1 pseudogene is annotated in these 740 nt (G+C 70.9%); it reads left to right on the plus strand.

Annotated features, from left to right (window positions below):
- Positions 1 to 740, plus strand: a pseudogene (locus EOA32_RS37530) (peptidase M15); the annotation flags it as partial.

The following is a 740-nucleotide window of genomic DNA, read 5'->3' on the forward strand; positions in this document are numbered from 1 at the left end:
CCTACAAGGCGCGCAAGGGCGCCGGCACCCCCAATATCGAGCTGGCCAGCGCCGGCGGCTCGACTAAGCGGTCCGGCGGACTGTTTGCGGCCTGGTTCGGCGGCGGCGACGACGAGGCCGACGACACCGCCGATGTCGCGAGTGCCCAACCCGCGCCCCAGCCGAAGGCTGTGAAGCAGGTGGCGGCCGCCAAGAGCGGCAACAGCGGCAGCCTGCCGGGCATCGCGATCGTCTCGCCGCAGGATGCCAAGCGCGCCAACATCCCGCAGATCGCCGATGACAGCTCGGACGATTCGCAACCGCAGCAGGACACGCCCGAAACCATCATTGCCGCGCTGCCGCCGAAGGAGGTTCCTCTGCCCGCCTTCGCGCCGAGGCCCAAGGCCGATGTCGGCCAGCAGACGGCTGAAAACGTGCCGTTCGCCGTGGCGGACGCCTCGGCCACGGCTGAGCAGGCGGTGGCGACGGCGCATGCTCCGGCCAACGTACCGTTCGGCATGGCCGCCGGCGCGGCGCAGGCCGCAGCCGATCCCGCGCAGGGGGCGTTCAACAATATTCCGCTGCCGACGAGGCGGCCCGATCTGCCGAGGGAACTTGCGCCCAAGGACAAGGGCGTGCTTCTGGCGCTGGCGGAAACCGCCTCGCAGGACAAGAGCGCGACCGATGCCTTCTCGGTGCTGCCGACCGCGCGGCCCGACACGGGCAAGCCGGATGAGATCAAGGCGGTGGTCGCGCTGGCC

Origin of the sequence: Mesorhizobium sp. M1A.F.Ca.ET.072.01.1.1, from assembly GCF_004023325.1 — a bacterium.
Lineage (GTDB): Bacteria > Pseudomonadota > Alphaproteobacteria > Rhizobiales > Rhizobiaceae > Mesorhizobium.